The 7061-nt window shown below is 71.7% G+C and carries 6 protein-coding genes and 2 pseudogenes; 3 read left to right on the top strand and 5 right to left on the bottom strand.

Going from position 1 to position 7061, the window contains the following annotated elements; translation table 11 throughout:
- Positions 1-165: 165 nt before the first annotated feature.
- A complete protein-coding gene (locus ACIREI_RS30610; RefSeq protein ID WP_403339541.1) occupies positions 166-1071 on the bottom strand; it encodes a LysR family transcriptional regulator in 906 nt (301 codons plus the stop codon).
- 119 nt (positions 1072-1190) lie between these two features.
- Here ACIREI_RS30610 and bla point away from each other — a divergent pair, with 119 nt between their 5' ends.
- Entirely contained in the window at positions 1191-2132 is a 942-nt protein-coding gene (bla, locus tag ACIREI_RS30615) for a class A beta-lactamase (RefSeq protein WP_403339544.1), read from the top strand.
- A 91-nt stretch (positions 2133-2223) separates the two neighbouring features.
- Here bla and ACIREI_RS30620 read toward each other — a convergent pair whose 3' ends face one another.
- The 3 genes and pseudogenes from ACIREI_RS30620 to ACIREI_RS30630 form a co-directional block, all read right to left on the bottom strand.
- Positions 2224-2874: a GNAT family N-acetyltransferase gene (locus ACIREI_RS30620; protein WP_403339546.1), complete on the bottom strand. Its 651-nt coding sequence runs from the start codon at positions 2872-2874 to the stop codon at positions 2224-2226.
- Between the two features lie 5 nt (positions 2875-2879).
- Positions 2880-3098: a hypothetical protein gene (locus ACIREI_RS30625; protein ID WP_403339549.1), complete on the bottom strand. Its 219-nt coding sequence runs from the start codon at positions 3096-3098 to the stop codon at positions 2880-2882.
- Between the two features lie 145 nt (positions 3099-3243).
- A pseudogene (locus ACIREI_RS30630) lies at positions 3244-3981 on the bottom strand (MFS transporter); the annotation flags it as partial.
- A 3-nt stretch (positions 3982-3984) separates the two neighbouring features.
- Between ACIREI_RS30630 and ACIREI_RS30635 the strand changes: the two are divergent.
- Positions 3985-4149 (top strand): annotated as a pseudogene (locus tag ACIREI_RS30635) (XRE family transcriptional regulator); the annotation flags it as partial.
- A gap of 75 nt (positions 4150-4224) precedes the next feature.
- Here ACIREI_RS30635 and ACIREI_RS30640 read toward each other — a convergent pair.
- Positions 4225-5670, bottom strand: a complete 1446-nt coding sequence (locus ACIREI_RS30640) for an MFS transporter (RefSeq protein WP_403339551.1) — start codon at positions 5668-5670, stop codon at positions 4225-4227.
- A 64-nt stretch (positions 5671-5734) separates the two neighbouring features.
- On the opposite strand from ACIREI_RS30640, the gene dusB reads away from it, so the two are divergent.
- Complete coding sequence (gene dusB / locus ACIREI_RS30645; protein WP_403339554.1) at positions 5735-6889, top strand: tRNA dihydrouridine synthase DusB; 1155 nt, start codon at positions 5735-5737, stop codon at positions 6887-6889.
- The last annotated feature ends 172 nt before the right edge of the window (positions 6890-7061 follow it).

Here is a 7061-nt window from a genome sequence, read left to right on the forward strand (position 1 = left end):
GGTCGTGGGCCTGTGCGGTCGGGTGCGGTGGGGTGTCGCCGTGGCTGAGTGTGTCCGGCGTGGCGGTGGCCAGGGGTGGTGCGAGGGTCGGTTGGGCCGGGTGCGGTCCGGTGGTGTCGCGCGGGTGGGTGTGCGGGGTGCGGCGTGGTCTCTTGGTGCGGGTGGTCATGCGGCTGGCTCCGAGGGCTGCGTCGCGTCGAGGCAGTGGGCGATGCCGTGGGCGCATGTCTGGCGTACGCGGACCGCGTCGGTGTCCGACTCGTCCGCCACGGCCAGCGAGAACCCGCGCGCGAAGGCGGGGCCCAGTTCGCCGACGGGGCGCCAGTGGAGGCCGAGTTCGCGGGCCTGCGCGGCCGAGCACAGCAGGGCGTCGCCGTGGCTGAGTACGTCCGCGGCGGCGGTGGCCAGGGTGGGGGCGGTGGTCAGCTGGGCCGGGCGTAGGCCGACCGCGTCGCGCAGGCGGGCGAGCCGGTCGCCGACGTGCGGTACGTCGTCCTCCGGCTGGAGCCACACGCGCCGGGGCCGCCGGTCGCGGTCGGCGCGGCCGGGGCGCAGGGTGTCCAGGTAGATCGGTCCGCCGCCCGGGTCCTGCGCGACCGCCAGACCCAGCGGAACCGTCCAGGTCGCCTCCGTAGGGGCCACCGCGAGCAGCGCCGCACGCACCTGCCGGGACGTCACGAGGTCGGCCCGCTCGGCCGGTCCGGCGGGGAACGGGTCGAGGAGGATCCCCTGCTCGTGTGCCTCGGCGATGAGGCGGGCCACGGCGGCGGTCGGGCAGCCGGCGGGTACGGCGAGCCGCAGCGGTCGGCGTCGCGCGGCCTCCGCCTCGTGCTCCAATCGGTCGGCGAGCCGCACCAGTTGCCGCGCCGTCGGCAGCATGTCCCGGCCGAAGGGCGTCAGCGTCACCGTCCGCGAGGACCGGTCCAACAGCCGTTCACCGAGGCGCTGTTCCAGCGCGGCGATGCGGCGGCTCACCACCGACTGGGCCGTCCGGGCCGCCGCCGCGCCCACCGTGAAGCTGCCGTGCTCGCTCACACTGACGAACGCCCGGCATGCCGCGACAAGATCCACGGGCCCCACTATGCCAAAACAGCATGGAATCGAGCGTTCGGGTCTTGGACCCCGGCCGCTGAAAGGCCGGAGAGTGGCGGCGGTTCCGTTACCCCTTCGATTGCTTGGAGATCCCTCCCATGACGTATTCGCTTCGCGTCCGTCGGAGCGCCGCCTGGGCGGCAGCAGGCTTACTCGCCCTCGCCGCGCTTCCCGCGTGCGGTCAGCAGACCGCGTCCGGGGCCGGTTCACCGGCCGGTGCGGCACGATCCGCGTCACCGACGCCGGCCACCAAGCCCACGGCCGGTGAATTCCAGGCACTGGAGCGGGAGTTCGACGCACGGCTCGGCGTCTACGCCCTGGACACCGGCACGGGCCGGACGGTCGGGTACCGGGCGGACGACCGGTTCGCGTACGCCTCCACGTTCAAGGCGCTGGCGGCGGGTGCCATCCTCCGCAAGTTCGGGACGGACGGCATCGACAAGGTGGTCACCGCCTCGCGCGACGACGTGGTCGCGGACTCGCCCGTGTCCGAGAACTTCGTCGAGAAGGGCATGAGCCTGCGGGGGCTGTGCGCCGCGACCCTCTGGTACAGCGACAACACGGCCGTCAACCTGCTCCTCGACGAACTCGGCGGCCCCGACGGCCTGGAGAAGGTGCTGGAGGACCTCGGCGACGACGTCACCGAGATGGACCGGTACGAGCCCGACATGAGCGAAGGCAGGCCCGGCGACATCCGCGACACCAGCACACCGCGCGCGATGGCGGGAAGCCTGCGGGCCTTCCTGCTCGGCGACGCCCTGAAACGGGACGAACGCGAGCTGCTCCGGCGGTGGATGACGACGAACATGACCGGAGGCACGCTCATCCGGGCGGGCGTCCCGGACGGCTGGGAGGTCGCCGACAAGAGCGGCAGCGCCGGGTACGGGGGACGCAACAACATCGCCGTGCTGTGGCCGGAGGACGGTGGCAATCCCATCGTCATGGCGGTCATGTCCACCCGGGGCAAGGAGGGCGCCGAGCGCCGCGACGCGCTGATCGCCAAGGCCGCCACCGTGGCGGTCGCGGGCCTCGGGCGTTAGGGCCGGTGGGTCGTTCCGTTCGTTCCGTTCGTTCCGGTCGTTCCGTTCGTTCCGGTTGTTCCGTCCGTTCCGGCAAGTAGGGAATGGCCGATCAGACGGGCGTCGAGGGCGAGTTGGCGGCGGTCGTGCGCCCGAGGTAGGTGACCGGGCCGGGGTTCGGGACGGCGATCTCGTGGAAGCCCAGGCGGTCGTAGAAGGCCCTGGCCGGGGTGTTGGCCGTGACCATCGAGAGGTGGACGGCCGGGACCCCCTTGTCCTGGAGGGCCTGCAACAGGGTGCGCATCAGGGCGCGGCCGTGGCCCTGTCCCTGCCAGGCGGGGAGCAGGTCGATGTGCAGGTGGGCCGGGTAGGCGGCGACCTCCGGAACGAGCATGCGCTCCGGGTGGTGCAGGAGCCGGATCATCGCCTCGTCCGGGGTGCTCGGCGGTTCGGGCGCCTCGGACGGTTCGGGCGGCTCGGGGTAGCGCTCGGCTGCCGAGGGGAGCCACTTGGTGCGGAAGTCCTCGACGAAGCGGGGCGTGTCCGCGGCGCCGAGGATGTAGCCGACCGCCCGGCCCGTCCCGTCGTCCAGGACGAAGGCGAGGTCCGGTTCGAGGACGACGTACGGGATGGCGAAGGTCGTCGGGAAGATGCCGGGGTCCCGGTAGTACGGCCGGCTGTCGCCGCCCTCGTGTGCCGTGCGGACGCAGATGTCCTCGACGGCGTCCCGGTCCTCGGTGCGGTACCGGCGGATGCGCGTCATCGGCGTCACCCGTCCGATCCCGTCTCCGTCGGGTCCACCGTCGCCTGATGCGCCTCCGCCAGATGCTCCTCCGCCTTCAGCCACGGCAGGAACTGCGCGCCCTGGCGCCAACCACAGGTGTCACATCTGATCGTGCGTTGTGCGCCCTTGCGCTGTACCCGTACGACGTGCTCGCGTCCGTGGTGGTCCCAGCGGCTCACCTTGCTCGTGTTGATCTCCAGCATGACGCCTCCAGCGTCCGAGGACATCGAGTCCGCGTGCCCGGCCCCGAGCGGCCGTGCGCAGCAAGGAGTGTGCAGCAAGACCAACATCAACAGGGACTCCTCCCTCGCGAGTTGACCAACCTGTGGCCACACCCTCACAAGTCGGTCAGCCGATCGTGCGCGGCAGACGCAGGCTGAGCAGCCCCGTCAGCGCCACTCCGGCCAACTGGCCCAGGAGCGTGGTGACCAGGGCGTCACGCATGCCCGTCGCCGGGACCAGGGAGAGGATGAGCGTGCCCGGCGTCGCCACACCCAGGGCCAACGACGACTGCTGGGGCGTGATCATCACCCCGCTGCCCACGCCCGCCCGCGCGGCCGGCACCTCGGAGAGGACGATCCGGAAGACGACGGGGAGTTGGAGGGCCTGGCCCGCACCGGCGATCGCCGCCCCGGGGAGCAGTTCGACGAGGCCGAGGTGCGGCCAGGAGCGCCAGGCGGCCAGCGCCATCAGGGCCACGCCCACCCCCTGGATCGCCGCACCGGCGGTGACGACCCGGGTGCCGTAGCGGGCCACCAGCCGTGGACCGGCCGGCGAGACGAAGAAGAACACCACCGCCATGGGGGCCAGCGCCAGCCCCGCCGCGACCGGGCCCCGCCCCGCGCCCTGCTGCAACGCCACCGTGACCACGAACATGAAGCCGCTGAAGCCGATCGAGAACGGCACGATCATCACCAGGCCGCGGCGGAGGGAGAGGAGGTGGAACAGGCTCGGCGGCACGAGCGGCGTACGGCCCTGACGGTCCGCCCTGCGCTCCACGGCGTAGAACGCCCACGCCACGAACGGGAACGCCGCCAGCGACAGCCACGTCCACAGCGGCCAGCCCGCCGCCCGGCCCTCGGTGAGCGCGCGTACACGCAGGACGAGTGGCGCTCCTCGATCGTCCACCTGGAGGAGACCCAGCGCCTCATGGCCGCCCGCTTCCGCGCCGCGATGGCCGGCCACCTGGCCGAGCCCGCCTGGAAGATGCTGCTGAAGAGGCTGCGGGCGGAGTCCGCGGAGTTCCGCGAGGCGGGCGCGGGGCTGTGACATGTGCGGCTCCGCCGCGTGGGCGCGATCCCCGCCCACCTGTAGCCGTCCAACGCCCGACTACGCGACAACCCTCGACGCATCGCGAATCTCAGCCGACTCCAGCCTCTGAGCCGTACGTTCAGCGGTACGGCGGGCCCACGGGCCACTGGTCACCGCGCCCACGACGAGGACCGTGAGCCCACACCCGGTGAGAATCCACCATCCCGGTACGGCGGCGGAGACGAACGCGTCCTTGTACGACGACGCCCCCACCCCGGACGCCAGCACCGCACCGACCACCGCCACCCCCAGCGTCTGCCCCATCTGACGGCTCGTGGAGGCGACGGCGGCCGCGACGCCGGCCTGCGCCCGCGGCATTCCGGAGACGGCCGTGTTGGTGATCGGCGCGTTGACGAACCCGAACCCGATCCCGAACACCGCGTACCCGATGACCAGCGTGACGTCGGACGTCTCCGCGTCGAAGAGGGCGAACATCGCCGCGCTCGCCGTCATCGCGGTACCGGCGATCAGCAGCGGCAGCCGAGGCCCCCGGCTGCCGACCAGCCGTCCGGACAGCGGCGCGCACAGGAACATCGGTGTCGCCATCGGCAGCATCCACAGCCCGGCGTGCAGCGCGTCCAGCCCTCGTACGTTCTGCAGGTACAGCGTCGACAGGAACAGGAACCCGCCCAGCGCCGCGAACGCGCCGATCGCGATCACCGTGGCCCCGCTGAACGGCGCCGACCGGAAGAACCGCAGGTCGATGAGGGGCTCGGCGCGGCGCGGCTCGTACCGGAGGAGGCCGAGCAGGGCCGCGAGGGCGACGATCGCGAACGGGAGCACCGCCGTGAACCCGGCGTTCGGCGCCTCGATGATCGCGTACGTCAGTGAGCCGAACAGCGTGATCACCAGGAGCTGGCCCACCGGGTCGAGGCGGCGGGCCTTCGGGGCGCGGGACTCGGGGACGTAGCGGAAGGTGAGGAGGAGGGCGGCGAGTCCGACCGGCAGGTTGACCCAGAAGATCGCGCGCCAGTCCACCGCGTCGACGAGGAGGCCGCCGACCAGCGGACCCGCGGCCATCGATATGCCGACGACGGCTCCCCAGACGCCTATCGCCCGGGCTCGTTCGCGCGGGTCCGTGAAGGTGTTGGTGATGATCGACATCGCCACCGGGTTGAGCATCGAACCGCCCACCGCCTGCACCATCCGGAAGGCGATCAGCCAGTCGAGGTCGGGCGCGACGGAGCACAGGGCCGAGCCGATGGTGAAGAGGACGAGGCCCGCCATGAAGACGCGCTTGCGGCCGATTCTGTCCGCCGTGGAGCCGGCCAGCATGAGGAGGGAGGCGAGGACGAGGGTGTACGCGTCGATCGTCCACTGCAGACCCGACGTGCTCGCGTCGAGGTCCCGCTGCATGGCGGGCAGGGAGACGTTGAGGGCCGTGGTGTCGAGGCTCACGATCAGCAGGCTCATGCAGCAGATCGCGAGGACCATCAGGCGGCGGCGAGGGCTGAGCTCCGGCATCCTTGGATAGTACGCCTAACTAATGAGTTTCGCTGTACCTTGTCCGGTGCGTGAGAATGGGTGGATGTCCATGACCGTCTCGCCCGTCGCCTCGCCCCTGCGGATCGGGCCGCACACTGTTCAGCCGCCCGTCGTCCTGGCCCCCATGGCCGGGATCACGAACGCGCCCTTCCGCACGCTGTGCCGTGAGTTCAGCGGGGGCAAGGGGCTGTTCGTCAGCGAGATGATCACGACGCGGGCGCTGGTCGAGCGCAACGAGAAGACCATGCAGCTGATCCACTTCGACGAGAGCGAGAAGCCTCGTTCGGTGCAGTTGTACGGAGTGGATCCGGCCACGGTCGGCAAAGCCGTCCGCATGATCGCGGAGGAGGGGCTGGCCGATCACATCGACCTGAACTTCGGGTGTCCCGTGCCGAAGGTGACGCGGAAGGGTGGGGGGTCCGCGCTGCCGTTCAAGCGGAATCTGCTGCGGGCGATTCTGCGGGAGGCGGTGAGTGGGGCGGGGGACCTGCCGGTCACGATGAAGATGCGCAAGGGCATCGACGACGATCACATCACCTACCTCGACGCCGGGCGGATCGCCGTGGAGGAGGGCGTGACGGCCATCGCGCTGCACGGGCGTACGGCGGCTCAGCACTACGGCGGCACGGCGGACTGGGATGCCATCGCTCGGCTGAAGGAGCACGTGCCGGAGATTCCTGTGCTCGGTAACGGCGACATCTGGTCGGCCGAGGACGCGGTACGGATGGTGCGGGAGACCGGGTGTGACGGGGTGGTCGTCGGGCGGGGGTGCCTGGGGCGGCCTTGGCTGTTCTCGGATCTGGTCGCGGCGTTCGAGGGGCGTACGGCGGGCATCGCGCGTCCGGCGCTGCGGGAAGTGGCCGACGTCATGGTCCGGCATGCCACGTTGCTCGGGGAGTGGATCGGGGACGAGGCGCGTGGCGTCATCGACTTCCGTAAGCATGTGGCCTGGTATCTGAAGGGCTTCGCGGTCGGTTCGGAGATGCGGAAGCGGCTGGCGATCACGTCGTCGTTGGAGGAACTGCGCTCTGGGCTGGATGAGTTGGATCTGGATCAGCCGTGGCCGGTGGGGGCCGATGGGCCGCGTGGGCGTACGTCCGGGAACAACCGGGTGGTGCTGCCGGACGGTTGGCTGAAGGACCCCTATGACTGCGCGGGGGTCGGGGAGGACGCGGAGCTGGACACGTCCGGGGGCTGAGCGGGGTGCCTGCGGCGGCCTGTTGCTGTGGGGTGGGGGTTCGCGTAGCGCCTTGGGTTTGCGTTGGGGGCGGGGCCGCGGGGGGGGGGGGCCCCCCCCCCGGCGGGGGGGGGGGGGGGGGGGGGGGGGCGGGGGGGGGGACCAACCCGCGGGTGGGGGCGACCCCCCCCCC

The sequence above is a fragment of the Streptomyces sp. NPDC093591 genome (assembly GCF_044764885.1).
Taxonomy (GTDB): domain Bacteria; phylum Actinomycetota; class Actinomycetes; order Streptomycetales; family Streptomycetaceae; genus Streptomyces.